This is a genomic window from Haloprofundus sp. MHR1, assembly GCF_005155585.1.
In the GTDB taxonomy this organism is placed as follows: domain Archaea; phylum Halobacteriota; class Halobacteria; order Halobacteriales; family Haloferacaceae; genus Haloprofundus; species Haloprofundus halophilus.
Genome location: NZ_CP039833.1, coordinates 1,154,575 through 1,181,085, shown reverse-complemented (window position 1 = coordinate 1,181,085; position 26,511 = coordinate 1,154,575). Strand labels below are relative to the sequence as shown.

At 67.2% G+C, this 26,511-nt stretch carries 24 protein-coding genes and 1 tRNA gene; 7 read left to right on the top strand and 18 right to left on the bottom strand.

The features are described from left to right. Positions 1-386 precede the first annotated feature (386 nt). Entirely contained in the window at positions 387-2,189 is a 1,803-nt protein-coding gene (gene glmS / locus FCF25_RS05950; RefSeq protein WP_137047679.1) for a glutamine--fructose-6-phosphate transaminase (isomerizing), read from the top strand. 252 nt (positions 2,190-2,441) lie between these two features. On the opposite strand, the gene glmM is transcribed toward glmS, so the two are convergent. Next, a complete protein-coding gene (gene glmM / locus FCF25_RS05945; protein ID WP_137047678.1) occupies positions 2,442-3,758 on the bottom strand; it encodes a phosphoglucosamine mutase in 1,317 nt (438 codons plus the stop codon). Positions 3,759-4,205: 447 nt separating this feature from the next. Between glmM and FCF25_RS05940 the strand changes: the two genes are divergently transcribed. Further along, positions 4,206-5,222: a rhodanese-like domain-containing protein gene (locus FCF25_RS05940; protein WP_168191210.1), complete on the top strand. Its 1,017-nt coding sequence runs from the start codon at positions 4,206-4,208 to the stop codon at positions 5,220-5,222. 281 nt (positions 5,223-5,503) lie between these two features. Here FCF25_RS05940 and FCF25_RS05935 read toward each other — a convergent pair. The 4 genes from FCF25_RS05935 to FCF25_RS05920 form a co-directional block, all read right to left on the bottom strand. Next, positions 5,504-5,578: transfer RNA gene (locus FCF25_RS05935), tRNA-Glu, on the bottom strand. A gap of 75 nt (positions 5,579-5,653) precedes the next feature. Then, entirely contained in the window at positions 5,654-6,841 is a 1,188-nt protein-coding gene (locus FCF25_RS05930) for a helix-turn-helix domain-containing protein (protein WP_137047674.1), read from the bottom strand. A 132-nt stretch (positions 6,842-6,973) separates the two neighbouring features. Further along, positions 6,974-8,125 carry an amidohydrolase family protein gene (locus FCF25_RS05925; protein WP_137047673.1) on the bottom strand — a complete coding sequence of 384 codons (1,152 nt, stop codon included), beginning with the start codon at positions 8,123-8,125 and terminating at the stop codon, positions 6,974-6,976. Between the two features lie 107 nt (positions 8,126-8,232). Then, entirely contained in the window at positions 8,233-9,642 is a 1,410-nt protein-coding gene (locus tag FCF25_RS05920; protein WP_137047671.1) for a hypothetical protein, read from the bottom strand. 117 nt (positions 9,643-9,759) lie between these two features. On the opposite strand from FCF25_RS05920, the gene FCF25_RS05915 reads away from it, so the two are divergent. Next, positions 9,760-10,494, top strand: coding sequence for an SDR family oxidoreductase (locus FCF25_RS05915; protein WP_137047669.1), 735 nt, complete (start codon positions 9,760-9,762; stop codon positions 10,492-10,494). A 15-nt stretch (positions 10,495-10,509) separates the two neighbouring features. On the opposite strand, the gene FCF25_RS05910 is transcribed toward FCF25_RS05915, so the two are convergent. From FCF25_RS05910 to thyX, 4 genes are all read right to left on the bottom strand, one after another. Beyond that, a complete protein-coding gene (locus FCF25_RS05910) occupies positions 10,510-11,307 on the bottom strand; it encodes an MOSC domain-containing protein (protein WP_137047668.1) in 798 nt (265 codons plus the stop codon). Positions 11,308-11,373: 66 nt separating this feature from the next. Further along, positions 11,374-12,108 carry an archaeal proteasome endopeptidase complex subunit alpha gene (gene psmA, locus FCF25_RS05905; RefSeq protein WP_117595229.1) on the bottom strand — a complete coding sequence of 245 codons (735 nt, stop codon included), beginning with the start codon at positions 12,106-12,108 and terminating at the stop codon, positions 11,374-11,376. A gap of 179 nt (positions 12,109-12,287) precedes the next feature. Continuing rightward, on the bottom strand, positions 12,288-12,782 hold the full coding sequence (locus FCF25_RS05900) for a dihydrofolate reductase (RefSeq protein ID WP_137047666.1): 495 nt from the start codon (positions 12,780-12,782) through the stop codon (positions 12,288-12,290). 4 nt (positions 12,783-12,786) lie between these two features. Beyond that, positions 12,787-13,530: an FAD-dependent thymidylate synthase gene (gene thyX, locus FCF25_RS05895; protein ID WP_137047664.1), complete on the bottom strand. Its 744-nt coding sequence runs from the start codon at positions 13,528-13,530 to the stop codon at positions 12,787-12,789. A gap of 107 nt (positions 13,531-13,637) precedes the next feature. Here thyX and FCF25_RS05890 point away from each other — a divergent pair, with 107 nt between their 5' ends. After that, positions 13,638-14,222, top strand: a complete 585-nt coding sequence (locus FCF25_RS05890; RefSeq protein ID WP_137047662.1) for an MBL fold metallo-hydrolase — start codon at positions 13,638-13,640, stop codon at positions 14,220-14,222. Positions 14,223-14,224: 2 nt separating this feature from the next. Here the strand turns inward: FCF25_RS05890 and FCF25_RS05885 are convergent, their stop codons facing one another. Then, the gene (locus FCF25_RS05885; protein ID WP_137047660.1) at positions 14,225-15,064 is read right to left on the bottom strand and encodes an ATPase; all 840 of its coding nucleotides are present in this window, start codon (positions 15,062-15,064) and stop codon (positions 14,225-14,227) included. A gap of 3 nt (positions 15,065-15,067) precedes the next feature. Further along, positions 15,068-15,343: a DUF5827 family protein gene (locus FCF25_RS05880; protein ID WP_117595224.1), complete on the bottom strand. Its 276-nt coding sequence runs from the start codon at positions 15,341-15,343 to the stop codon at positions 15,068-15,070. A gap of 232 nt (positions 15,344-15,575) precedes the next feature. Here FCF25_RS05880 and FCF25_RS05875 point away from each other — a divergent pair, with 232 nt between their 5' ends. Continuing rightward, positions 15,576-15,992, top strand: coding sequence for a hypothetical protein (locus tag FCF25_RS05875; RefSeq protein ID WP_137047658.1), 417 nt, complete (start codon positions 15,576-15,578; stop codon positions 15,990-15,992). Between the two features lie 84 nt (positions 15,993-16,076). On the opposite strand, the gene sod is transcribed toward FCF25_RS05875, so the two are convergent. The 6 genes from sod to FCF25_RS05845 form a co-directional block, all read right to left on the bottom strand. Next, a complete protein-coding gene (sod, locus tag FCF25_RS05870; protein WP_117595222.1) occupies positions 16,077-16,676 on the bottom strand; it encodes a superoxide dismutase in 600 nt (199 codons plus the stop codon). 290 nt (positions 16,677-16,966) lie between these two features. After that, positions 16,967-17,584 carry a superoxide dismutase gene (locus tag FCF25_RS05865; protein WP_137047656.1) on the bottom strand — a complete coding sequence of 206 codons (618 nt, stop codon included), beginning with the start codon at positions 17,582-17,584 and terminating at the stop codon, positions 16,967-16,969. A 263-nt stretch (positions 17,585-17,847) separates the two neighbouring features. Next, positions 17,848-19,602 carry a histidine kinase N-terminal 7TM domain-containing protein gene (locus FCF25_RS05860; RefSeq protein WP_137047654.1) on the bottom strand — a complete coding sequence of 585 codons (1,755 nt, stop codon included), beginning with the start codon at positions 19,600-19,602 and terminating at the stop codon, positions 17,848-17,850. 105 nt (positions 19,603-19,707) lie between these two features. After that, complete coding sequence (locus FCF25_RS05855; RefSeq protein WP_117595219.1) at positions 19,708-20,646, bottom strand: UbiA family prenyltransferase; 939 nt, start codon at positions 20,644-20,646, stop codon at positions 19,708-19,710. A gap of 214 nt (positions 20,647-20,860) precedes the next feature. Then, complete coding sequence (locus tag FCF25_RS05850) at positions 20,861-22,279, bottom strand: deoxyribodipyrimidine photo-lyase (RefSeq protein WP_137047652.1); 1,419 nt, start codon at positions 22,277-22,279, stop codon at positions 20,861-20,863. 117 nt (positions 22,280-22,396) lie between these two features. After that, positions 22,397-23,458, bottom strand: coding sequence for a zinc-dependent alcohol dehydrogenase family protein (locus FCF25_RS05845; RefSeq protein ID WP_137047651.1), 1,062 nt, complete (start codon positions 23,456-23,458; stop codon positions 22,397-22,399). 249 nt (positions 23,459-23,707) lie between these two features. On the opposite strand from FCF25_RS05845, the gene FCF25_RS05840 reads away from it, so the two are divergent. Together FCF25_RS05840 and FCF25_RS05835 are read left to right on the top strand one after the other, a co-directional pair. Further along, positions 23,708-24,688 (top strand): NADPH:quinone oxidoreductase family protein, encoded by a 981-nt coding sequence (locus FCF25_RS05840; protein WP_137047650.1) that lies wholly within the window; start codon positions 23,708-23,710, stop codon positions 24,686-24,688. 113 nt (positions 24,689-24,801) lie between these two features. Next, the gene (locus FCF25_RS05835) at positions 24,802-25,659 is read left to right on the top strand and encodes a hypothetical protein (protein ID WP_137047648.1); all 858 of its coding nucleotides are present in this window, start codon (positions 24,802-24,804) and stop codon (positions 25,657-25,659) included. 227 nt (positions 25,660-25,886) lie between these two features. On the opposite strand, the gene FCF25_RS05830 is transcribed toward FCF25_RS05835, so the two are convergent. Next, positions 25,887-26,411 (bottom strand): hypothetical protein, encoded by a 525-nt coding sequence (locus tag FCF25_RS05830; protein ID WP_117595214.1) that lies wholly within the window; start codon positions 26,409-26,411, stop codon positions 25,887-25,889. Positions 26,412-26,511: the final 100 nt, after the last annotated feature.

The window sequence follows — 26,511 nt, the reverse complement described above, 5'->3', positions numbered from 1 at the left end:
ACCGAGGGGGCGTCTCCCGAACGTGTTTTATCGCCCCCGTAGCAGACGCGCCGAGTAGCGGGTACGGACCGGGAGATCGGCATGATGATCCGTCAGCGTCGGCCCCTCCATCCCGCGTCAGACCTCCGTCACACGGTATCTGAGTCGGACGGCGAGCGCCTCGCTTCGGGCGTTTCCAGGCAGGCGGCGTCTGACGAGGTTGTTACTGTTGCACGTCGAAACGGTCTTTAGCGGCGGAATAAGTCCGCGGTTACCTCGTTCATAGTAATTGATACGGGGTAAGAGCTACGAGTATGGTCCGCCACAGTTCCGCCCTGTCGGGACGCAGTACCGAACGAAACCGCTCTGCCAGCCCTCTGGCCCGATTCGCCTCGGAGGCGATGTAGATGTGCGGCATCATCGCTCGCGTCGGCCGATCTGACTCGGTCGGTGCGCTCGTCTCCGGACTGGAGAGCCTCGAGTACCGAGGCTACGACTCCGCCGGCGTCGCCGTGAAAAACGGCACCGGCATCAAGGTTCACAAGCGCTCCGGGAAAGTCTCGGAGCTGAAAGACGCCATCCGCGGCGCGGAACCGAACGGCAACGTCGGCATCGGTCACACCCGCTGGAGCACCCACGGCGCGCCCACCGACGACAACGCCCACCCCCACACCGACGAGTCCGGCCGCGTCGCCGTCGTCCACAACGGCGTCATCGAGAACTACGAGGAGCTCAAGGCGAGCCTCGAAGCCGAGGGCGTCGAGTTCGTCTCCGACACCGACACGGAGGTCGTTCCGCACCTCATCGCCTCCCATCTCGGAGAGGTAGGTACGCCCGAAGAAGCGTTCCGCCGCGCGGTTCAGGAACTCGACGGGAGCTACGCCATCGCCGTCATCGTCGACGGCTTCGAGGCCGTCTACGCCGCGCGACAGGGGTCGCCGCTCGTCCTCGGACTCGACGACGGCGAGTACTTCCTCGCCAGCGACGTGCCCGCGTTCCTCGAACACACCGCCGAGGTCGTCTACCTCGAAGACGGCGACATGGTCGTCGTCGAACCCGGCAGCGTCGCGATGACCACCGTCGCCGGCGAACCCGTCTCCCGCGACATCGACACCGTCGACTGGGACCCCGAAGACGCCGGCAAAGGCTCCTACGATCACTACATGCTCAAAGAGATACACAACCAACCGACGTCGCTGGCGAACACCGTCGAAGGTCGAGTCGACGACGACGGCGTGACGCTCGCCGAGATAGACGCGTTCGACGACGTCTCCGAGGTCCAGTTCGTCGCCTGCGGCACCTCCTACCACGCGGCGCTGTACGGTGCGCGCCTGCTCAACGCCGCCGGCGTTCGCGCCCGCGCCTTCCGCGCGAGCGAGTACGGTACCTCCGACCCCATCACAGACGAGACGCTCGTCGTCGCCGTCACCCAGAGCGGCGAGACGGCCGACACCCTGAGCGCGCTCGGACGCGCCGACGCCGAGGGAGCCCGAACCGTCGCGGTCACGAACGTCCAGGGGTCGACCGCCTCCCGCGAGGCCGACGAGACGCTTCTCGTCCGCGCCGGGCCCGAGATCGGCGTCGCGGCGACGAAGACGTTCTCCTCGCAGGTCGCGGCGCTCTGTCTGCTCAGCCACCGCATCGGCGAGGACGTCGCCGAAGAGCTGCCGTGGGACGACCCGACGGCGTTCTTCGAGTCGCTGCGCTCGCTCCCCGAGAACGTCCGCGACGTGCTCGACGGAGACGATGCTCACGAACTCGCCAATCGCTACCTCGGCAGCGAGGCGTTCTTCTTCATCGGCCGCGACCTCGGCTACTCCGTCGCCGTCGAGGGCGCGCTGAAGTTCAAGGAGATCACGTACGAGCACGCCGAAGGCTTCGCGTCCGGTGAGCTGAAGCACGGGCCGCTGGCGCTCGTCACCCCGCAGACTCCGGTGTTCGCGGTGTTCACCGGCACCGACGACCAGAAGACGCTCACCAACGCCAAGGAGGCGCAAACCCGCGGCGCGCCCATCGTCGCCGTCGCCCCCGAGGACCACCCGGCCGTCGACGCCGCGGACGCGCACCTGCCCATCCCGGACACCGACCCCGCGCTGGCCGGACTGCTCGCGAACGTCCAGCTCCAGTTGGTGTCGTACCACACGGCGAACCTCCTGGGTCGCTCCATCGACAAACCGCGGAACCTCGCAAAGAGCGTCACCGTCGAGTAGCGGGACCTCCACCGCGGACCATTCCTTTTCAGCGACGACCGCTGCTCCGTCGAGTTCTTACTAAGCTACCGCTCGCTACCGGACGGCCGACTCGCTACCGGATGGCCGACTCGGTCCCGGACAGCCGACGTGCGGCTTCGAGGCGAGAGGCCAAGCGGAGACGCGATAGGAAGCCGAGACCGCGGGTGAACAGAGCGAGAGAGGTGCGAAAAGCAGCACCGAGAGCTACTGCGTCGGGTGGGCGATTGCAGGCTACCTTGCGGCGTCTTCGACCATCGCGTACGCTTCGTCGAACAGTTCTCGGGCGCGCGCCTCGTCGCGTGCTTCCGCCGTGACGCGAACCAGTGGTTGGGTCCCGCTGGCGCGGACGAGGAACCAGCCGTCGTCCAGCGCCACGCGGACGCCGTCCATCTCGTCGACGTCGTCGAACTCGTCGTGGACGCGCTCGCTCACCGCGGCCATCGTCGCTGTCTTGTCCGCGACTTCCACGCTGTCGCGGAGCGTCGGGTATCGCGGCAGTTCGTCGAGCAGCGTCTCCAGTGGTCCTTCGACGCTCACGAGTTCGGCGAGTTTGACGGCCGCGAGCGGCCCGTCGGGACAGAGCGTCTCGTCGGGCCAGATCCACGCCCCGCTGGGTTCGCCGCCGAAGGCGACGGCCGGAGCGCTCGCGGCCTCGGCGACGTACACGTCACCGACGGGCGTTCGCTCGACCGTCGCTCCCTGCGGGGAGAGCGCGTCGTCGACGGCGAGGCTCGTGTTCAGCGGGGCGGCGACGCGCTCGCCGTCGCCCGCAGCGCGGCGACCGAACAGCGCCAGCAGGTGGTCGCCGGGGACGAACTCACCCGACTCGGTGACGGCCATCATCCGGTCGGCGTCGCCGTCGTGGGCGATACCGAGGTCGGCGTCCGTGGAGGCGACGACCGAGCACAGGGTCTGGCAGTTCTCGGCCGTGGGTTCGCTCGGCCGACCGGGGAAGCTCCCGTCGGGTTGAGCGTTCAGCGTCGTCACCTCGCAGCCGAGCTTCGAGAGCGCGTGCGCGGTCAGCGCGCCCGGGCCGTTCCCGGCGTCGACGACCACCGAAAGCTCCCCGCCGAGGTCGACCGCAGAGACGAGCGCAGAGATGTGGTTCTCGATGGCGTCGTTTCGCTCTCGTTCGATTCCGACGCCTTGCCAGTCGGCACGCTCGAACGACTCCTCGCGGATGCGCTCCTCGATGGCCGCGCGGCGCTCAGCGTCGAACGCTTGGCCGCTGGGCGTCCAGAGTTTGATTCCGTTGTCCGTCGCCGGGTTGTGCGAGGCGGTGATGACGACGCCGGCGTCGGCGCCGAACTCGGCGACGCTGCGGGCGACGGTGGGCGTCGACGCGACGCCGACGCGAGTAACGTCGGTGCCGCACTCCTGCGCGCCCGCGGCGACGGCGTTGGCGAGGAAGGCACCGCTTTCTCGGGCGTCGCGTCCGAGGACGACGCGGTCGTAGTCCTCCGCCGCGAGGGCGTGACCGACGGCGAAGGCTAACTCCCCTGTCACGGCGTCACCGACTGCTCCACGGATACCGCTGGTTCCAAACATTGTCGGTAGTTCGGACTCGCCGATGGTAGTTATAGATGGAATAAATCGGCCCGTCCGACACACCACCGTCGGGGCGTCCCCGACGAAGGACGGGAGAGGGGAGAGTAGGTGGCGAGTCCGACGTCCCTCGGGTCAAAGGGTCGACGGACCCGCGATGGGTCGGCCGCGCGAACGGGTGTCAGTTCACGTGCCGTGGGAGTCGATGTGCCCGGAACACCGCGTTCGACGCGGCGCATCTCGTGAGTCACCGTCTACGCCTATTATTATAGACGAGATAAGCGCTCTCCGCCGCGTTCGTCGCCGACGGCTCCGTCGCCATCGCCGTCGTTGAACGGTTCGAAACCGTCTGGAACCGTCGCGGTGAACACCCCAGGGCGACGGTGAGTCGGGTGTTCACGCCTTACCATGTCGATAGTAAAGCGCCGAGACCGTTCAGTGGCGGACAGAATGGCATCGAAGAATATCACGCGCCGTCGGTGTATCCGGACGCTCGGCGCGGCTGCGACCGTCGGTATCGCTGGCTGTACGTCCTCTAACGACCCGGAGGGGACGCCGTCGACCGAGGAAACCGGGTCCACCGAACCGAATGCGACCGAGACGGCGGCGAACCGGACGACCGAGACGGTCACCGACGAACCCGTCGAACGGTCCGACTCTTTCGAGGACGTAGAGGGGCCGCGCCACGGCGACGACCTCCCGGCAGACCCCGACCCGATGGACGGTTATCCGCCGGAGTTCGACACCACCCCGTCCGAACGCACCGTCGACACCGGCTGGTTCGCGGCTAAACGCGTCGAACGCGACTCCGGAATTGTCAACGTGCCGCTGGTCCCGGCCGACGTCGCGTACTACTGGTACGCCCGCGGCGAGGCCCGCTTCGCCGACTCGCGGACCGACGCCGAGTACGACGCCTCGCACGTTTTCGGCGCGGTCCGGACCATCGCTCCCGACGGACTGGAGCGCAACGACCCGGTCGACGACTGGCCGAAGTCCGACCGCATCGTCGTCTACTGCGACTGCCCGAACGAGCTCGCCGCACAGCGGGCGGCGACGCTCATCCAGAACGGGTACACGAACGTGTACGCCGTCGAAGAGGGGTACGGCGCGTGGGTCGACAGCGAGTATCCGATGGCCGGGTCCGACACGGACCGCTCCGTGGACGTGCGGACTATCGCCGGACAGGCGGGGTTCGAGTACGCCGACGAGCGCGTCTGGGCGCTCCACGAAGCGACCGGCCAGCAGGAGGCGGCTACGGTGCAGACCGACGGCAGCTACGAACTCGAACTCCGCTGGGTCGGCGTCGCCGACTCCGACGAGGTCACCGTCGAGACGCCCGGCTACACGCTCACCGACTCGCTCGGCGCGATGACGAGCGCCGAAATCACGGCCGAGGGCGAACTCTCGACCGACGGTGGCTCCGGTAACGACTCGTCGAAGGCGATGCTTCGGCGGCTACTGGGGTGATCGCTGGCGTATCTCGGCGTGCAGTGCTCCGATTCTGAAGCACTGACCGTCCTTCGATGCCCCTCGAATGCGGCACCTCTCTGAGACGGTTTACCGCCGTTCGCAAACGGACGCGAGTCGCTACGCTCGTTGACTCGAGTCTCGAAAAGTGCTCCGTCAGGGATTCGAACCACGGTCGTTCTGCTCGCTTCACTCTCTGATTCGAATCCCGTCGAGCATCCACTCGACCAAGCTTCGCGGCGGGATGAAACCCGCCGCTCGGAGTAATGTAACAATAGAAGTGCTCCGTCAGGGATTCGAACCCTGGTCCTTGCCGTGAGAGGGCAAGATGATTGGCCGGACTACACCAACGGAGCGCATCTCCTACTATCCGCGAGTGATGTTTAACGTTTGCGTTTCGGAAGAGCCGTGTCTCAGCGTGGCGTACCGCGCTACTCGTCGTCGAACGGCGACCTCGCCGCTTCGGGTTCGTGACCGTCGAGGCTGATGACGTTCTCGCGGCCGACGCGGAGCTTCGAGATGAGGCCTTCGTCTTCCATCTCCGAGAGCAGCATGCTCACCTTCGACTTCGACCACTCCGTCTCCTCGACGATGCGGACCTGTCGCATCCGTCCGCCGTGATCTTCGAGCATCGAGATGACGCGGTCCTCGTCGGAGAGGAGTTCCTCGTCGGAGACCGACGGCTCCGGCGGGACTGCTGCCGTCGCCGCCTCGGTGCCGCCACCTGTCCCCGGGTCGACGCTGTCGACCGTCTCCTCGCGGCCGCGACGGTACCAGAGCGCGACGGCCACGCCGCCGAAGATGACGAGCACGGCTCCGGCGAGCCACATACTCCCGCCGCCGCTTCCGATGGGAGTCGTCGTCACGTCGTCGGTGCCGGCCGCCCCTCCGTCGCCGTCACCGTCGGCGACGATGGTCTGGGTTCCCTCGGGGACGAAGACGACCTGCGGGCGATTGTCGGTGAACCGTTTCTCGCCCATCCACGTCACCGAGTCGCTGGCGGGCAGCGAACTGGTGTTCGACTGCATCGCCACCGGCGTGACGTTCTTGAACTCGAGGCTCTCGCCCGGTTCGACGACGAGCGACTGATTCTCGCTGATGTAGAGGCCGCCCTCGAAGACGTCGCCGACGGTCACGGTTCCGCTCTCCTCGTCGGTCTGCGCGAAGTTCGTCCAGACGAACGACATCTCGACGACACCGATAGAGTTGCCGAGACTGTCGGTCACGTACGCCTGCCGCGAGTGGTTCTGCGCGTTCATCGGCCGCTCGGTACTGTTCGCCCCGCTCTTGACGAGCGACTGTGACTCGCTCTTGAACCCGTTGTACAGCGGGGTACCGCTGTTGTTGAACTCGGTGGCGAACGCCTCGAAGTTCTCTCGTTCGGTCTCGTTCGCCAGCGTCTGTTCGTAGTGGAACGTCCACCGAGCGGAGCCGTCCTCGTGAACGACGATGCGAACTTCACTACTGTCGAACGACTGTTGCATCGATGCCATCGAGTCCGACGTGGGGTCGGCGGCCGAACCGCCAACCCTTGTGCCCGAAAACGCCGCCGCTGGCGGCGCTATCGCCGCCACGACGAGAAAGATGGCGAGCAGAACGAACGGTGCCCGGCGGTGCATCGGCCGGATACACTCAGCGATGGGCAAAAGAGTTTGTGACACCAATCGACTGTGTCCTCGACTGTCATAATCGCTTTTCGCTGACCGTCCCCGTGCCATGTATATTCCTCGCCGTCGAACCCCACCCCGCCGTCAGTCGACTCGTTCGCCGTCGGCGAACACCGCCGTCGGCGACTGCCACGCCGTCGCATCCGTGTTCGGGTCCGTCTCCAGGACGACGAGGTCCGCGCGGTATCCCTCGGCGACGCGGCCGAGGTCGTCGCGGCCGACGAGGTCCGCCGCGTTCACCGTCGCCGCCTCCAGCGCGGCGTCCGGCTCCAGTCCGTAGTCGACCATCAGTTCGAGTTCCCGCGGGATGTCGCCGAAGTAGTTGAACGGCGTCCCGGCGTCGGTCCCCATGGCGATGTCGACGCCCGCGTCGAGAGCGTGTTCCCACGCGCGCTCGAACCGCGAGGCGGCGTCCTTCGCCTTCTCGACCGCCTCCTCGGGGATTCCCGCCTCGACGCCGTTCTCGACGATGTTGACGAGAGCGCTCGCCGTCGGCACCCAGTAGGTTCCGTCGTCGGCCATCATCTCCGCCGCTTCGCGGTCCATGAACGTCCCGTGCTCCACGCTCGATATTCCGGCTCGGACCGCGTTCTTGATGCCTTCCTCGCCGTGAGCGTGGGCAGCCGTCGGAACGCCTTTCGCGCTCGCCGCGGAGACGGCCGCGCGAAGCTCTTCCTCGGTGAGCTCCGGCGACCCGGTCACCGCGCCGGCGGTCAGCACGCCGCCGGTCGCCATACACTTGACGACGTCCGCGCCGCGCTTCAACTGCTCGCGAGCGCCCTTCAACACCTCGTCCGTCCCGTCGGCCTCGTACCCGAACGGATGTCCGTGACCGCCGGTCATCACGATGGCTTCGCCGGCCCCGAGCACTCGCGGCCCGTCGAGGACGCCGTCGCCGACGGCCGCACCGGCGTCGAGCGCCAGCGTCTCGCGGCTCCCCAGGTCTCGAACCGTCGTCACGCCCGCCTCGACGGCGGCTTCGAGGTTCGCGACCGTGCGGTAGCCCGCGGTGTACGGACTGTCGCCGAACACTGTGCTCACGTCGGGACGCCCGTCCATCGAGACGTGGACGTGCGTGTCTATCAGCCCGGGTGCGATCACCCGTCCGGAGACGTCGGTCCGGTCGTCGCCCTCCGGTACGTCGCCGACGGCGACGATTTCGCCGTTCTCGATGGCTACGTCTGCCTCCCGAGTCCCGTCCACGTCTGAGACTAACCCACCAGTCAGTACGTGCATATCTCGTGGTTAGTGCCTCACCTCCTAAAAGAGGCGATGGCGGCAGCCTAGAACGCGTACGCGACGGTCGGCGACCGCCGAAGCCGTTACGACCGTCTCGGCCCGTGTCACCGCGGCTGTTCGCTCGCTCGACGGGTCGCTCGCCGTTCGAGCACGACGCCGTCGTCGCCGACGGCGACCTGACGGTCCGCCGCGACGCAGACGCCGCGAAGCGTCTCGTCGGTCGGCGTCTCGCGGCGCTGCCAGTCGCCCTCGTCGCCGTCCAGTGCCGTCCCGTGCTCGCCGACGGCGACGACTCGCTCGCCCCGTTCGGCGGCTATCGCCCAGAGGCCCTCCTCCGTCGGGCGGACGGGCGTCCAGCGCGTCCCGTCGTACCGGTGAATCGTCCCGTCGTCCTCGGCGGCGAACGCTTCGGTGTTCGACCCCTCGCCGGACACCGGTACGAGGGCCGTCAACGTTCCAGCGCCGTCGATACCGATTTCGTCGAACGTCTCGCCGCCGTCGGTCGTCTGGAACACCGACCCGTTCGTGTCGGCGAGGTAACCGCGCTCGGCGTCTCCGAACGCGACGGCCGCGAAACTCGACCCGCTTCCGGGTTTCTGCGGTTCGCCCCATCGAACTCGCCGACCGTCGTACTCGCCGCGACGGACCTCGCCCGACCCGTTCACCAGGACGACGACCGCCTCGTCCGCCCGCCCCGTGACGGCCAGGTCGGTGATAGTGCTCGTGTCCCCGCCGGGCGCGGAGTAGTCGGTGTGTCGGCCCGACTCCGCGTCGATTCTGCCGAGCGCGCCACCGTCGCCGGCGACCCAGACGGCGCGTCCGTCGTCGGTGACGTCGACGCCCGTCAGGTTCTCCCCCTGCGCGCCGGGGCCGGTTTCGAGTACCGCGGACCACCCGCCGTCTCCGCGCGCGAGGACGTACCCGTCCTCTCCGACGGCGTAGACCGCTTCCTCCGTGGCGACCGCATCGGAGAAGTCGACGCCGACCGGCGAGTCGACGCTCGTCCACGCACCATCGTCTTCGGTCGTCGCGTCGGATTCGCCCTTCCGGTCGGGTTCCCCGCCCTCGACGTCGTCGCTCACGTCCCCGCGCTCCCCGCCCCCGTCGGCATCACTGTCGTTGAGGGTCGCCGCCGTCGACGGCGGCGGTCGGGGGTCGGTGCGGTCGCGGCGTGCGCCACTCTCGTCGCTCTCGCGGTCGACGTTTTCGGACCTGCTGGCGCTCCTGGCGTCCAACTCGGACGGTTTCGCGGTCGGTGAGGGGTCGGACTGTCGCGCCTCCGGCTCCGCGTTTCGGCCAGGCTCCGGTTCGGGTTCGGCGTCTCCGTCTCGTTCCGCGTAGACGTAGAGCGCCGGTCCCACGTACGACACCACCGCCAACAGCGCGAACGCCTCGTGGTAGATAGTGAGCAGACCGAACGCAGTCATCGCGGCGGCGCTGGCTGCGTGGACACCGCCGCGGGCGTACTCCCGGTAGAACTGTGAGAAGTCGCGCACGCGACCGTTCGACGACATGAGTTCCGATAGTCGGCGGAGCACAATCAGCGTTGTCGCCGCCGGGGCGCGGCGGGCACCTCCGATTCGCTCCGTTTCGGCCTCGGAAACTAAGTCACGGCCCACCTATCGGGACGTATGGCAGACGAACTCGCCGGACGCGTCGCACTCGTGACGGGTGCGAGCTCCGGAATCGGCGCGGCGACGGTACGGAAACTGGCGGCCGAGGGCGCGAACGTCGCGCTCTCCGCGCGCCGAGAGGAACGGCTGACCGAACTCGCCGACGAACTCGAATCCGAACACGGGGTCGAGACGCTCGTCGCCCCGGCGGACGTCCGAGCGGAGTCGGCGGTCGACTCCGTCGTCGCCGACACCGTCGAGCGGTTCGGCACGCTGGACATCGTCGTCGTCAACGCCGGGCTGGGACTCGGCTCCGGCGTCGACATCTCGACCGAGGAGTACCGGACGATGATGGACACGAACGTCGACGGCGCGTTCTTCACCACGCGCGCGGCGCTGCCGCATCTCCGCGAGACCGAGGGTAACCTCGTCTACGTCGGCAGTTTCGCCGGCAAGTTCCCCAGACCGTTCAACCCCGTCTACGCCGCGACGAAGTGGTGGCTCCGCGGGTTCGCCCACAGCGTCGAGGCGGCCGCCGGCGACGACGGCGTCGGCGTCACCGTCGTCAACCCGACGGAGGTCCGAACCGAGTTCGGCGCGGAGATAGACGAGGCGTTCGAGGACCGCTTCGACCCCGGCGAAGTCACCGAACCGGAGGAGATAGCCGACGCCATCGCCTTCGCCGCCGAGCAGACGAACTCCACGGTGAGCGAACTCGACCTCTTCCGCCGGGACAAGTTCTCGGACTGGTAGCCCGACTCCCCGCCCTCACGCGGGTTTCGCGCCCCGTATCTCCACCTCGTCGCCGACCGAGAGCGTCTCGCCCCAGTCGGACTCGTCGACGCGGGTGTTGACCATCACGCGGAAGTGGTGGTCGAACCAGTCGCCGCCGCTCCAGTCGGGCATCGTCTCGCGGCGCTTCTCGACGAACCGCTCGCGGAAGCCGTCGTACTCCGAACCGGTGTCGGGGTCGCGCGAGGGGACGACGCAGCGCTGGCACGGGTTGACGCCCTCGAAGGCGACCGAGTCGTCACCGTCGCCGACGGCGAACTCCACGACCTCGTCGCGGCTCGAAAAGAGGCGGTCCTCCCAGAACGCGGGGACGCCGTCGACTTCGAGGTTCGGTCGGAGGCGACGGCGCATGCTCTCGGGGTCGACGTCGGGATACCACGACGCGAGCTCTCGAACCGTCGCCGTCGAGATAACCGTCGGCCCGGAGGCGTCCGTGTCGTCGGGGAACCCGCCGGCGCGCTCGCGCTCCAGCGTGACGGGTTCGCCGAAGTACGACGAGAGCCAGTCGGTCAGGTCGTCGCTGCCGAGCGAAAACGTCCGTGCGTCGCCATCGCGGGGTTCGAGACGCACCGTTCCGTCTCGGCGGTCGACCGCCGAGCGGAGTCGGTGGACGTCGCGGTTGCGCTTGCCGTTGACGTACCGACCGTCGGCGTCGAACAGCGCGAACTCCCTGTCACCGTCGAGACCGCCGTTCTCGACGACGGTGGCGGCGTCGACCGTCTGCGGGTCGAGCGATTTTATCGGGTAGACGAAGATTCGACGAAGCGTCGCCATCGTCGGTCGTTCGCCGCGGGGCCGCAAAACAGTCGTGGTCGGCGGCGACTCGGCGGCGGTCTCCGGTTACTCGTCGTCGTCGTCGACGTCGAGTCCGTCGATGACGGCGGCGATCTCGTCGGTGCTGTAGGTGTGGTGCCCCGACTCGTCGACCGTCGAGAGACTGACGCCCTCGGCGGCGATCTCGTCGTCTTTCGCGCCTTCGAGGAGCGCCTCGACGGCGAGCGTCACGCCGTCGTCGACGCTCATCTCGGGGTCGTACGCGTCTTCGAGGTACTCGCGGATGGTCGCGCTCTCGCCGCCGATGGCGACGGCCTTCCACTCGTGGGGCGTCCCCGAGGGGTCGGTCTCGAACAGCCGCGGACCGGAGGCGTCGACGCCGGCGACGAGCAGCGCCGCGCCGAACGGGCGCGTGCCGCCGCGCTGGGTGTTCTCCTGGATGAAGTCGGTGACTTCCTTCGTGAGCCCCTCGACGCCCGCCGGTTCGCCGTAGCGGAGGCGGTTGACCTGCGCCTCTCGACGGGCGTAGTCGACGAGTCGCCTGGCGTCGGCGACGTGGCCGGCGCTGGCCGCGCCGACGTGGTCGTCGACCTTGTGGAGTTTCTCGATGCTCTCGGTGACCATCAACGACGAACTCGACCGGGTCCGGGCGGCGAGAACGACGCCGTCCGCCGCGCGGATGCCCACGACGGGCGCGCCGCGCTTGACCGCTTCGCGCGCGTATTCGACCTGGTAGATGCGTCCGTCCGGGGAGTACAGCGAGGTGCCCCGGTCGTACGCTTGCTGGTTAGAGTTGTTCATCGCGTATCACCGTCGGTTCGACCTGTCCGTGCGAGGACGCTGCCGGTCATCGGACCTGTCTACGAGGCCCGTCCGGAAAAACTCTCGCTAAGACGAATTTTAGCAGATATCACCGTCCGTCCGTACTATCCGACCCGCTGACACCCGAAAACGCCCGACAGAAACCGATTCCGCTGGGTTTACTCGCGACGCCGGTACTCGACGAAGTCGAACTCGCCGCGTTCGTCGCGCGCGACCTCGACCCACGAGTCGCGGTCGAACGCCGGAAACTCGGTGTCGCCCTCGAACGACTCGTGAATCTCGGTCAGTACGAGGCGGTCCGCGCGCGGGAGGAACTGCTCGTAGACGGTCGCACCGCCGACGACGAAGACGGTTCCGTCCCCCTCACCGACGAGTTCCCTCGCTGCGTCCATCGCGGCGTCGACCGAGTCGGCGTGAACCGCTCCCTCGGGGAGGTCCATCTCGTCCCTGCTCAGGACGACGTTCGTCCGCCCCGGTAGCGGCCCGCCGAGCTGTCGAGCGATGCTCTCGTACGTCCGTCGCCCCATGACGACGGGGTGACCCATCGTCGTCCGCTTGAAGTGTTCGAGGTCCTCGGGGTAGTGCCACGGCACGTCGCCGTCGGCCCCGATGACGCCGTTTTCGGCGACGGCGGCGATGAGAGCGAGTTCCATCCGACTACGGCGCGAGGCGGTTCTTGCGGTTGCGCATCTTCTCGTTGTAGTACTCGAACGTGATGGGACACCACTCCTCGGCGAGTTCCAGCACCGACTCGGTGAGTTCTCGAATCTCCCACTGGGCGTCGGCGGCGGCGCGCATGTCGGCGACGTGCATCAGCATCCGGACGTTCATCGACATCACGATGTTGACCTCCGTGCCGATTGGGAGGACGAACCGGGCGTCCTCCGGCGGCATGCCGAGGTCCAAGAGCTCCTGATAGTCGGCGACCGACCGACTGACCGACTCGCGGAACAGTTCCTTGCGCTTCTCGACGGTCTCCTCGTCGACCGCCCCGGTCTTCTGGTTCCGGCCGACCCAGTCGGGGTCCGACGCCGACGGCGGCGTGACGACCATCTCGCCCGCGGCGACGTCTGCGGGGTCGACGTCGTCGAAGGCGACGTACCGCATCGACTGCACGTCGAAGCTGACGTGTCGGTGTCGCGTGATCTGCGCCATGCAGGAGCGACTGACGCCCTCGATGGCGAACGTCGCCTGCGGGTGTTCGAACGGCCCGAAGTGGCCGTGGCTCAGCAGGTGGCCGATGAGCGTCTCCATCTTCTCTCTCCCGGTGTCGCCGTCGACGGTCGCCATCGTCTCCTCGAACGACTGGCTGCCGACGAATTCCGCGGAGTAGTCGTTTCTCGCGCCCTTGCAGACGAGCTTCTCGGGGTTCGGCGTGGCTTCGAGTAGGCGTACGTCCATATCCGAGGGGAGGTGACTCAGGGCGCAAAAAGGGCACTCATTGTCGTCAGCGTCGACCGCCCGTCGCGGACCGATGGAGTAGAGTCCACCCCGACCGAATCGGTCGTGTGATTCAGAACCTCGCCGGAGGCGTCTCCGCCTTCACCAGCAACGCGTTTCTCGTCGAGGGCGACCGAACCGTCCTCGTCGACACCGGCGCGAACTTCGACCTCGTCTCCGAACTCCGCGACCGAGTCGGCGACGACGGCATCGACGCCGTCGTCCTCACCCACACTCACCCCGACCACGTCGGCAACGTGGACGCCGTCCGAGAGGCCTTCGACGCGGAGACGTGGGGATTCGACCCCGAGCAACCCGCGGTCGACCGCGCCATCGAGGACGAGTCGACGGTGCGACTCGGCGACGGGGAGTACGTCGCGCTCCACACGCCCGGACACAAGAACGACCACCTCTGCTTCTACGGCGAGGACGCGGGGACGCTGTTCGCCGGCGACCTCGTCTTCCAGAACGGCGGGTTCGGACGCACCGACCTGCCGGAGGGCGACCGCGAACTACTGGTACGGAGCATCGACCGCGTACGGTCCGTCGTCGACGACTCGCTCGCGGCGATGCACGTCGGGCACGGCCCGAGCGTCCTCGAACGGCCGTACGACCACGTCGAGATGGCCGCCCGCGCGGCGAGGTTGGGGTGAGTTCAGCGCCTCACCGGGTCGACCAGCGCGTCGTACGCGTCGGCGTAGGCGTCGGCAATTCGCTCCGGGTTCCCACGCGCCTCGCTCCCGAGCGCCGGTAACCCGACCGTCGACAGCGGTTGTATCAGCTCGACCACGCTGTCGACGTACTCTTCGAGCCGTCCCTCGCGTGGTCCGCCGCTCGCCGCTTCGCGGGCCTTGAGATATCGGTCCGCGTCGTAGATTCGCGCTCGTCCCGGTTCGACGACGGCGACCGCGTCGAACGACACGCCCGAGAGCGGGACCGCGATGTCGCCGTACGATTCGACGACGCTCGTCTCCGTCGCGGTGACCCGCCGTGCGAGACGCTCCGCGGCCGGGACGTGTCGGTCGCGCATCACCTCGTTGAACTCGGGAACCGTCCCGACGCGAGTCGCGTCGGCGAGCGGAAGCGACCGAACGGCTTCGTCGGGCAGGAGTCCGTCCGCCTCGGCGTCGGCGTTGACGACGAACTCGGGGCCGTCGCCGCCGGTCACCCTGTCGACCAGAAACGTCCGGCCGCTCTCCCCGAGTAACCCGGTTTTGCCGGGAGTGGGCCGCCAGAGGCGGTGGACGGGGTTGACGGTCTCGGGTTCGACGTCGCCCGCGCTCGTCGCCGCGAGTTTCTGGGCGTCCTTCCCGTACAGTCGCCCGGCGTCGACCGAGTTGCGGAAGTCGTCGTGGTCGAACCAGTAGTCGTTGCCCGCGCGTGGCTTGAACCCCACCGGCGCGTATCCGTCGCGTCGGAGCGACGCGAGCAAGCCGACCGAGAACGTCGTCTTCCCGGCGTCGACGCGGTCGCCGCCGGCGACGAGCAGCCGCATCCCTCAGTCGTCTCCGTCTTTCAGCCCGTAGTAGCCGGGTTCCTCGTCGTTCGGCGGTTCGGCGACGACCATCTCCTCGGAGTTGCGCATGATCCACGGAATCGCCCAGTCGAGCAGGATATCCTCGATACCCTCGTCGATCTCCGCGTCGGCGTCGAGCCCCTGCAGTAGTCGGGCGATCTCGTAGACGGTGTACATCTGGTCGGCGTCGAGCAGTTCCTCGGGGGTGTAGAAGTCGCACGGGAACAACTCCCCGAACTCGGATTTCGGTCGCGGCATACGCCAGGGTACGCCGCCCCCGTCGTAAACTCCTGCGGTCCCGCGCTGCCCCCTCCGGTTCGGAGCGCCGTCTCGAATCTCACTCCGCCGCACGCAACTTTATTGTACACAAAAGTAGTATTATATAATACGGGATTGACCAGTTGGAGAACCGTAATGCGTCCGACAACCGTCTGACACCTGTCCAATCTATCACAAAAATGGTTATGACACACCCACGAATGGAGAGAGTATGAGCGACGCGACGGAGCGACTTCTCGTGTCGATCCGACGGTTCGGCGGTGAGTCGCTCCGCGACGTATGGCTGTTCGACCAGTGGACCCACGAACAGCTGTACGTCCGGTCGGATGTCGCGAGCGACCTCTCGGCGCTCGACGTAGACGCGCTCATCGACAACGAGCGCTACGGCTACGTCACCCGCGATACCTACGAATCGCTGCTCGACGACGAGTACGCCTACACGGTTCGCGGGTTCGAGGAGACCGAACAGTTTCGGACGTTTCTCGCCGACTGTGACCACCGTATCGGCGTTCTCGCGGGGTTCGACCGCTCGGGCGGCGGTCACGACTTCGCACGGCTGCACGAGGATATCGTCTCCGCCGTCGAGGAGACGCCCGTCGAGGAGTTCGTGCCGAGCACCTGCGACTGAGCCGCCGACAGAGCCCGATTCTCCGTTCGATTCGGCCGTCGCTCGACGGCCGGTAGCGTCGAAAAAACTGTCGGGGTCGTCGCGTTACTCGAACAGCTCGACGGCCTGGTCGTAGCGGGTGCTGGGTTCGTCCCAGTCGACGACCTCGAAGAACGCGTCGATGAAGTCGCCGCGCGCCGGGCCGTAGTCGTAGTAGTACGAGTGCTCCCAGACGTCGAGTGCGAGAATCGGGTGGCCGCCCCAGATAGCGCCCTGGTCGTGCTTGTCGACGACGACGTTGCGAAGCTGATTCGAGAACGTGTCGTAGACGAGAAGCGCCCAGCCCGAGGCGTCCTTCGCGGCGGCTTCGAACTCGCCCTTCCAGGCGTCGTAGGAGCCGAAGTCCTCCTCGATGCGGTCGGCGAGGTCGCCCGACGGCTCGTCGCCGCCCTCCGGCGACATGTTCTGCCAGAACAGGTCGTGCAGAATGTGGCCCGAGGAGTTGTGCGTGACGCTACGCATCGCACCGCCCGAGGAGCCGAACTCTCCGGCTTCGCGGTTCTCGGCGAGCGTCTCTTCGGCCGAGTTCCAGCCGTTCACGTAGCCCTGGTGGTGGGTGTCGTGATGCCAGGTGAGAACCTGCTCGGAGATGTGGGGTTCGAGTGCGTCGTAGTCGTACGGGAGTGGGTCGAGTTCGTAGCTCATACTGAATCCTCCAGTTCGAATGATACTCTGCTGCGATGTTAAAGATTGAGGAGTCATACGATAGCACGTCTCACGAAGCGGTGGGCTACGCGTACGACGCCGCTTCGAGAGGGCAGCGGTCACCCACGGGCGCGGACGGCCGTCGACGGTGTCGCGGACGTGGACGGTCGTCGACGGTGTCGCGGACGTGGACGACCGTCGACGGTGTCGCGGACGTGGACGGTGTCGCGTTCGCTCGGTCGTCTCCGAGCGAAGGCGGGCCGCCGGGAACGACGAGCGGAACCGGTCGCTCACCCGGTGATGAGGCTCGCCGACTGCGCCTGGTCGTAGCGTTCGGCGACGTCGTCCCAGTCGACGACGTCCCAGAAGTTGTCGACGTACTCGCCGCGTCCGTTCTCGTACTGGAGGTAGTAGGCGTGCTCCCACACGTCGAGCACCAGAAGCGGCGTCGCGCCCTGTGGGGTCTGGTTCTGGTGGTTCTCGGCCATCGTCACGATGGGTTTGTCGGCGACGTGGTCGTAGGCGAGGAAGCCCCATCCGGAGCCTTCGACGCCCTTCGCGGCCGCCGAGAAGTGGTCTTTGAACTGGTCGAAACCGCCGAAGTGCTCGTCGAGGGCGTCGGCGAGTTCGCCGCCCGGTTCGCCGCCGCCGTCGGGCGACATGTTCTCCCAGAAGACGGTGTGGTTGACGTGCCCCGAGAGGTTGAACGCGAGGTTGCGTTCGACGCCTTTGATGTCGCCGTAGTCGCCGTCGCTCCGCATCTGTTCCAGTTTGTCGAGCGCCGAGTTCGCACCGTCGACGTACCCCTGGTGGTGTTTGTCGTGGTGGAGTTCCATGATGCGCGCGTCGATGGACGGTTCGAGTGCGTCGTAGTCGTACGGGAGGTCCGGAAGTTCGTATGTTGCCATTCCGTAGGGGTACTCAACGAAGAAACGATTAAACGTACTGTCAGCGGTTAGCTGTGCTGACTTTCAACAGAAACTGTCTCTCTGTATCGGCAGTCTCTCGGCGTCGACAGACCTCCGCGCCGGCAGTCTCTCGGCGCCGACAGACGCTCTACGCCGTCGGCCTCGGGACGGCGTCTCGCGTCGCTCGTACTCCAGTTCGCCGTCGTCGTCGAACCAACTACGTGGGCCGTGTAACTGGTTTATCGCCAGCAGTGTTCGTCCGTTCACTCGCTTACAGTCGGAGATTCGCTCGTCTCTGCCCGACTCGGAGCGGTCTCTGGCTCTCCTCGATTCTCACTGTCCGCCGAGACGACCGGCACCTCGACGGTGACCACCGACCCCGTCGGGTCGTTCTCCTCGAACTCGACGGTACCGTCGGCGATGCCGACCGCCCACGCGACCAGCCAGAGACCGAGGCCGCTGCCGTGTTCGAGCGCGGTCTCCGTGCCGCGTTCGAGAACCGCCTGTTCGTAGACGTCGATGCCCGGCCCGTCGTCGGCGACGACGAGCCGAACGCGACCGTCGTCGACGGTGGCGCTCACCTCGACGGTCGGGGTCGAACCGGTGTTGTGTTCGACCGCGTTCTCGAGGAGGTTCGAGAGCGCCGGGCCGAGCACCGCGTTCACGTGCGCGTCCGCCGGCAGCGCCTCGACGCGAATCTCCGCGTTCGGATACCGGTCGGCGACGTCGGCGCTCCGTTCGGTCACGAGGTCCGAGACCGGGACCGCCCGCGAGTCCCGGCGGACCTGCTCGAAGATGTCGACGATCTGCCTGGCTTTCTCGCCCATGTCGGCGATGGCTATCGCCCGCTCCTTGATTATCTCCGCACGGTCGCTCTGGGGACCGCCCTCGTCGGCGACGAGGTCGGCGTAGCCGTAGATGACGTTCGTCTCGTTGCGGATGTTGTGTCGAAGCACCCGATTGAGCACTTCGAGACGTTGCTGGTGGCGCAGGTGCTCGTCGACGTTGTGATAGGCGATGACGCGGCCGACGTACCGGCCGTGGAAGTCGCTGATCTCCGTGACCGTCACGTCGTAGTGCCGCCGCCCGTTTCGGCCGTCGACGGTGACGTGCTCGGACGTCGTTCCGACGCTCGGAACGCGGTCGTACTTCGGGAGCACCTCCCCGGCCGGTCGGCCGAGCGCCGCGCGGGCCGTCGTCCCGAGCATCTCCGTTGCACTCTCGTTCATATCGACGATGTACTCGTGGCTGTCGACGACGACGGCGGCGTCCTGCATGCGCTCGAAGACGAGTCGCCGCGCCCGGCGGTTCGGAGCGGGACTGGTTCCGAGCAGTCGAAACTTGGTGAGCGCACCGAGGTACGCGACGCCGGAGATAGCGAACGCGACCGGCGTCGGGTCGAGTCCCGGAACCGGGACCGCGCCGTACAGAAAGAGGATGTTGCTCACCCACGGCGCGATAGTCCCGATCAGCAGTGCGACGCTCTGCCCGCGGAACTGTGAGGTCTCGCTTCGGACGTAACCGAGGAGCGGAACCGACCCGACCAGCCCGAGAACGTACGTGTAACTGGCGGTCACCCAGTACCACGGACCGCCTTCGCGGCGCAAGGTAGTGACGTCGTCCCGCACGACGAGTTCCGACCCGGTGTAGAGGAGGTCGTGGTAGTCGCCGGTCGCCGCCAGCGCCACCGTAACGACGGGAACGACGGACAGAAGCGCGATGTACTTGGACCGGACGTACTGGTCGCGACCGGTGTACTCCATCGCGAACAGCACCCACGCGACGGGGATGACGACGACGCCCACCCACTGGACGTCGGACCAGAACGCCTTGGCGGCGAGCGTCGTCGCTTGTAGTTCGAACGCGAAGAAGACCGACCACCAACTCTGCCCGGCCAGCATCGCAACCAGCGGCGTCGCTCCGGGTTCGGGCCGCTCGCGCCAGGCGAGCAGCGTCGCGGTCAGCCCGATGCCGACGGTGGCGAGTACGACCACGTACAGTTGGCTCAGTGCGCTCACAGGCGTACTCTCCGATGTGACTGCTCACGTATTAACTTCCCGACGAAAGTCAGTACCGCAGACGCGTCGCGTTCGGCGGCGTCTCCGGGGCCGTCCACCTCGCTTTCAGACGAGGACGACGGTTGCGAGCGTCGCACCGACGAGCAGGTACTCGCACTCGGACGCGAGCGTGAGGAGTTCGTAGTCCTCCGTCCGCCCGATTCGGGAGACGACCGACGACGAGTACGCGATTCCGACGCCGAGCGCCGTGGCGACACCCGACGGGAGGAGGCCCGTACCGGCCGCGTAGACGACTAACGCGAGCGAAACGAGGTCGAGCCCGTACAGCGCGTACCGCGTCCCCCGGACGCCGAGGACCAGTGGCAGCGTCGAGACGTCGGACGCTCGGTCGCTCTCGACGTCACCGACGTTCGGTAGCTCCGTGTCGACGAACGAGCGAAGGAAGAAGTAACAGAAAACGACGCCGGCGGCGGGCGTGAACGCCCGCCCGGCGAACGCAAGCGGCAGGAACGTCAAGGTGACCGCCCACGCGAACGCCACGACGGCCGTGTTGACGACGAGTATCTCTTTGAACCGGGCGAACCGAACGCCGACGTCGGGCATCCAGTCGGAGGCGTACAGGACGCCGAACATCCCCGGTAAGAGGGTGATACCCAGCGCGTACGGGCCGCCGAGCACCGACAGCGCGACGGCGAGCCCGTAACAGACCGACGCCATCAGGTACAGTACGTCGCGGTGACGTCTGACGAAGGCGGCCTGACGCGGGTTCGACACCTCGTCGCTCTCGACGTCGACGAGTCGGTCGTAGGCGTAGACGGCGAACGTCACGAACGCCACGACGACCGGCGCAGGGTTCGCTTCGATGCCCAGAAGCATCATCACGATGGCGAGTTCCACCGCCGCGATGACCGCGAGGTACGCCGAACTGTACATCAGGGCGTCGCCCGCCCGCTCGCCGTACTTCGTCGTTCGGTCGACGATTCGTTCCCACCACGCCGCCGTACTCTCCGCCTCTACCGTCTGATGTGAACTTCCGTGTGTCATTGGTTGCCCGCTTCGACGGGGAGGGCGTTCGGAGAGCCCGAATCCGTCGTCTCGTTCCGGGCGAACACCTACTACACTATAATTAAGAGCTGTCTAACTGTAATCTGACTTCGACAGAGGTAGAACAAACGCGCTCAGTCCGCTCCAGAACCGGCTCTGGCTGTACCAGATGGGAGCCGTACGGCGCTCTTTCTCGGCTCCGACCCGGTCGATGCTACTCGTCGGTCTCGCCGCGAGCGCGCTCGAACATCGCGACGGCTTCCTCGCGCCGTTCGTCGTGGTCGACGATGGGCGCCGGATAGTCGGGAGCGGCGTCCTCCCGGTCGTCCGCGGACAGTTCGTGCCACGAGTGAACCGCGGCGGCGTCAGCGTCCGCCAGTTCGGGGACGTACCGCTTGATGTACTCGGCGTCGGGGTCGTAGCGCTCACCCTGCGTCATCGGGTTGAACACCCGAAAGTACGGCTGGGCGTCGGTGCCCGTCGAGGCCGCCCACTGCCACCCCCCGTTGTCGTTGCCCGTGTCGTGGTCGGCGAGCAGTTCGCGGAAGTGGTCGTACCCCTCGCGCCAGTCGACGAGGAGGTCCTTCGTCAGGAACGAGGCGACGACCATCCGCAGGCGGTTGTGCATGTACGCCTCCTCCCGCAGTTGGCGCATCCCCGCGTCGACGATGGGGTAGCCCGTCTCGCCGTCCTTCCACGCCTGCAACCCCTCCTCGTCGTTTCGCCACTCGATTTCGTTCGTGTACTCCTTGTAGTTCTCCGAGACGACGCGCTGGTTGAAGTAGAGGACTTGGGCGTAGAACTCGCGCCACGCCAACTGCGACTGGAACTCCTCGACCGACTCGGTTTCGTCGCCCTCGGCCGCCGATTTCGCCGCCTCGGTCGCTTCGTACATCTCCCGAATCCCGATGGTCCCCCACTTGAGGTCCGCCGACAGGCGAGAGGTCGCCTCCCGCGTCGGATAGTCGCGGTCCTCGGCGTACCGGAAGATAGCGTCGTCGCAGAACGCCGCGAGTCGCTCGCGCGCGGCGTCGGTGCCGGCGGTCTGGACCTCGGCGGCGGGTTCTCCGAAGCCCAACTCGTCGACGGTCGGCAGTTCGTCGTCTTCGGCTATCGACGCCAGTTCGGACGCCTCGGGTTCGCGGTACGGCTCCGCCTTCTCGCGGTCGCGCCACTTCTTCCAGAAGTAGGTGAACACCGAGTAGGGGTCTCCCGCGTTCGTCCGAATCTCGCCGGGTTCGTGGTGCACCTGGTCGCAGAACGACTCGTGTTCGACTCCCGCCTCGGAGAGCGCGGCCCGAACCGCCCCGTCGCGCTCCTCGGCGAGTCCGGAGTAGTCGTCGTTCCAGACGACTCGCTCGGCTCCGAACTCCTCGGCGAGGTCCACGAGCAGCGTCGAGGGGTCGCCGCGGACGGCGACGAGGTCGCTGCCGCGGTCGCGGTATCGTTCCCGAAGCTCCGCGAGCGAGTCGAGCATGTACCGGACCCTCGGCGCGGCGGCGTGTTCGAGAATCAGGTCGTCGAAGGCGAACACGGGGACGACCTCGCCGCGACGCTCGGCTTCGTCGGCCGCCGCCGCGAGCGCGCGGTTGTCCGACACCCGCAGGTCGCGTCGGTGCCAGTGCAGTTGCATGCGGTCGAAAAGGACGCAGTTTCCGTTAACCTACCGACGGAATCGGAGGGGTCGACCGGCCTCGCGTTGACCGGCTGTTCGGCCTCGCATCGACCCGAGAGGGTCGCGTCGGCCCCTTCAGAACTCGTCGATGACGGGGATTCCGACCGTCTCGTAGTCGGTCATCGCGTCGAGCTTCTCGGGTACGTCGTCGAGACCGACCGTCTCGGAGACGACGGCGCTCGGGTCGAGCTTCCCGCTGGCGACGAGGCGGAAAATCTCGTCGTAGCGCGTCGGCGGCATGCCGAGCGAGCCGATGAACTCTATCTCCTGCATCACCATCGCGTCGGTCGGCAGCGACACCATCCCCTGTTCGTCCTGCGTCGTCAGCCCGATCTGGACGTGTTGCCCGCGGTTGCCGAGGCTCAGAACCGAGTTCTGACACGTCGTCTCGATGCCGAGCGCGTCGACCGACACCTGCGTCCCCCCGCCGGCGAGCGCCTTCACCGCGTCCGGAACGTCGTCGGTGTCGGAGGCGTCGACGGTCTCCACCGCGCCGAGCGACTTCGCTTTCTCCAGTTTCTCCTCCTGGAGGTCGACGGCGACGACGTTCGCACCGAGCGCGTCGGCGATGTGGACCGCCGAGAGACCCACGCCGCCGCAACCGTGGACGGCGACCCAGTCGCCGGCACCGACGTCGGCGCGGTGTGCGAGCGCGTGGAACGACGTCATGAACCGGCAGCCGAGGCCGGCCATGTCGGTCGACGAGACGCCGTCGGGGAGGTGCACCGCGTTGTGGTCGGCGACGGGGACGTGGAGCTCCTCGGCGAACGCGCCCGGAGCCTGTTCGACGAAGCCGAGCGGCATCACGTTCTCGCAGGTGTTCGAGTGCCCCCGGCGACACTCCGGACAGCTCCCGTCGCCGAGGTTGAACGGGACGGCGACGTGGTCGCCCTCGGCGACGTTCTCGACGTTCTCGCCGACTTCGACGACTCGTCCGGCGGGCTCGTGGCCGAGTACCTGCCCGGGCTGTGCCTCCAGCCCGAGCCACCCCCAGTCGCCCTGCCAGGCGTGCCAGTCGCTCCGACAGATACCGCACGCCTCCGTCTCGATGACGACGCCGTCGGGGTCGGCTGTCGGTCGGTCGATGTCGGTGATCTCCAGCGGTTCTCCGTGCGCTTCGAGTACTGCTGCTCGCATTACGTGTGACACTCGGAAACAATACGCATAAACGTCAGTACACTCTCGACTGAACGTCTCACGAACTGACCAAATTCGTCCGCGACGGACGGGAGACATCGCCGTCTCGTCCCGCGTGGGCGGACGCTGCCGTCTCGTCCCGCGTGGGCGGACGCCGCCGTTCGTCACCGGCCGTTCGGGTTCGACAACGGCGTACAACCGGCACCCCGTTCACCGAGGCTTATCGGCGGTCGCCCCGTAGTGGTCGTTATGCGCGCGATTCGTGTCACCGAGTTCGGAGGAACTGACGCGCTCGAACCCGTCGATGTCGAGGAGCCGAATCCCGGACCGGGCGAGGTCCGGATCGACGTGGAGGCCGCCGGCATCAACTTCGCCGACATCATGCAGCGGCGCGGCCACTACCGCGGCGGTCCGGAACCGCCGTACGTTCCGGGGATGGAAGCCGCCGGAACCGTCGACGCCGTCGGCGAGGGCGTCGACCGCGAGGTCGGCGACCGAGTCGTGGCCATGACCGGCGGCGGCGCGTACGCCGAGAAGGTCGTCACGCCCGCCGACGGCCTCTTCGACGTGCCGCCCGGGATGGAGTTCGCCGAGGCCGCCGGCTTCCCGGTGCAGTTTCTCACGGCGCACTGCTGTCTCCACGAGTGGGGCGGCCTCGACGGCGACGAGTCGGACGAGCGCGTCCTGATTCAGGCCGCCGCGGGCGGTGTCGGCACTGCGGCCGTCCAGTTGGCCGACGCCGCGGGCGCGGAGTCGTTCGGGACCGCGAGCAGCCGGGAGAAACTCGACCTCGCGGAGCGTCTCGGTCTCGACCACCCCATCGACTACACCGAAGACGCGTTCGAGGAGGTCGTCGAAGACGAGACCGACGGCGAGGGCGTCGACCTCGTCCTCGACGGCGTCGGCGGCGACGTGTTCGACGCCAGCCTCGACGCGCTGAACTACCGCGGCCGACTCGTCACCTACGGTGTCGCCAGCGGCGACCCCGCGCAGGCGGACACGACGCGTCTGCTGTTCGAGAACAAGTCAGTGGTCGGCTTCCACCTCGGTCGCGCGATGCAGCGCGACCCCCAGTCGGTGCTGAAGGCGGTGCCCGAACTGACCGAACTCCTGGCCGAAGGCGAACTCGAAGTCGTCGTGGGCGAGCGGTTTTCGCTCGCTGCGGCCGCCGACGCCCACGAGTACATCGAGAACCGGGAGTCGACCGGCAAGGTCGTGCTCGAACCGTAGGGCGACCGAATCTCGGCGACCGGATTCGCTCCGAGTGAAGACGACCCACACACCTATACTACCGGAGGCGAACGACCCAGTATCGTCCACGGGACGGACGGTGGGTCGATCCGATGATACCATCACTGCTCGAACGTGTCCGAAACCCCGAGTACGTCGGCGAGAACCGCTGTCTCCCTTGTACGGCGGTCAACCTCGCCATCGCGGGCGTCGTCACGCTGCCGGTGGTCGTTCTCTCGCCACCGGTCGGAGTCGCGGCTTTCGCCGCCTCGCTCGCGCTCATCTATCTCCGGGGGTATCTCGTCCCGGGAACGCCGTCGCTCACGAAGCGGTACTTCCCCGACTGGCTCCTGCGGCGGTTCGACAAGGCCGAACGCACGGGGTCGGTTCGACACGTCTTGGAACCCTCCGACCGGGAGTCCGGCGAACTCGACGCGGCGGCGTTCGACACCGAGACGTTCCTCGTCGAAGTCGGCGCACTCCGGGCCGACGACGCCGGTGCCGACGTCGTCCTCGACGCGTCGTTCGAGCGGGCGTGGTTCCACCGAATCGATGCTGTCCGCGGCGGCGACGGCGGCGTCGGTCAACTCGCTCGAACCGTCGGCGTCGACGCCGAACGGGTGTCGCTGAGCGACCACGGCAGCGCCGTCGCCGCGTGGCTCGACGACGACTGGTTGGGCCAGTGGGAGTCCCGAGAAGCGTTCGCCGCCGACATGGCCGCGAGCGCGGAACTCGACGACAGAACCGACGTCTGGTCGCGGCTCCCCGTCGACGTTCGCGGTCAGGTGCTCGGCGGTCTCCGCGCGTGTATGGCGCACTGCCCGGCCTGCGGCGGCACCGTCGACCTCGGAACGCACGCCGTTGAGTCGTGCTGTCGGAGTTACGACGTCATCGCGGCGTCCTGCGGACACTGCGAGGTGCGGTACTTCGAAGCCGAGTACGACGCCACCGACGGCGCGTTCGTCGACTGACCTCGAAGCGCGCCGCTGACGGCGAAGTGATCAGAGAGAAGAGATTGTCGATGCGCGTGAAACCTGGAGGGTTCCACCACCTTCACGTGTGCTGTATGGCTGCTCAGACCGTCAGCACCGACAATCGGTTTCCGATACAGAGTCGTCGCTGATAACTATTTTGATACGAGATTGGTCTCGAAACTTACTGACCGGCGCTCTTTCGCCGCGAGCGACGTCGTTCGGGGCTATCTCAACGCTCTGAACACCTGCCACCGTCTGGCCCACAGTTGGTACAGCGTCGAACAGGCGAAGAGGGCGAGAAACGCGCTCGCCCACAGAACCGGAGCGGCGAGCGAGAGTCCGGGGACGCCGATACTCGCCGCGACGACGGTCAGAAGCGAGAGGACGCCCAGTCCTCGATAGTACTCGCCCCACGTGATGCCGTGTTTCGTCACGACCTCCATGTACAGGTCGACGTCGCGCGCGCCTTCGAGCAGTCGAATCTCCTTCCGCTCGCGGTCGTAGTCGACGACCCCGAGGTCGTGAAGCTTCGGGAGGTGCGTCTGGTGGAGCGAGATGTACACCGACTCGCGGACGTTCCGCGGCGGCGGCGACTCGCCTGTTTCGGCGGTGGCGACCACCTCCGAGAGTTCGCGGACGGTCGTTCGCCCCGGCCCTGACCCGAGGTGTTCTAAGGCGACCCGACGGCGCTGGTTCGATAAGACGGTGTGAATCTCGTACTCCGGGACGGTTCGTTGTCGTAGTTGCATTACTCGTACTCCCCCGTCCGTCCCGGCCGGCGGGCGCGGACGTACGACGACTGGACGGACTACGGCATATGTATGGGGCTAATACGGGGTCGACCGGCGG